The 380-nt window shown below is 41.3% G+C and carries 1 pseudogene; it reads left to right on the forward strand.

Annotated features, from left to right (window positions below):
* Positions 1-267 (forward strand): annotated as a pseudogene (locus AAEY75_RS14210) (zinc ABC transporter substrate-binding protein); the annotation flags it as partial.
* Between the last annotated feature and the right edge of the window lie 113 nt (positions 268-380).

Below are 380 nucleotides of genomic sequence, written 5' to 3' on the forward strand. Positions count from 1 at the left end.
ATGGAAAACAGCATTAACCTACAGCTCATTGGCAGCTTAAGTACTGACGATCATTTAGCACCAAAAGCCAGTCAATTACGCTGGCTTAACGAGCAGCGCCCCGCTAAGAAAATGTGTCTGGTCAGTCCAAGTGTGCCTGCCAAAGGTTTACTTGCCAAGTTACAGCCCGTTCAAGAAACCGTTCAGGCAGAAGATATGAGAAATAGTAAAGACTTTGTCAGTGGGTGGCAAACGATGGCACAGCAAATTCGCCAATGTATATCATAATGGACTTATTAGAATAAGTGATTGAAACTGTTAATTAAGAATCCCTAAAGACTGTGATATAGTGCCGGTCAAAGACTGGTTATCTACGCTTAAGTATCTGAATTATTGATGAT

The sequence above is a fragment of the Psychrobacter sp. TB55-MNA-CIBAN-0194 genome, assembly GCF_040309505.1.
GTDB classification, from domain to species: Bacteria; Pseudomonadota; Gammaproteobacteria; order Pseudomonadales; family Moraxellaceae; genus Psychrobacter; species Psychrobacter fozii.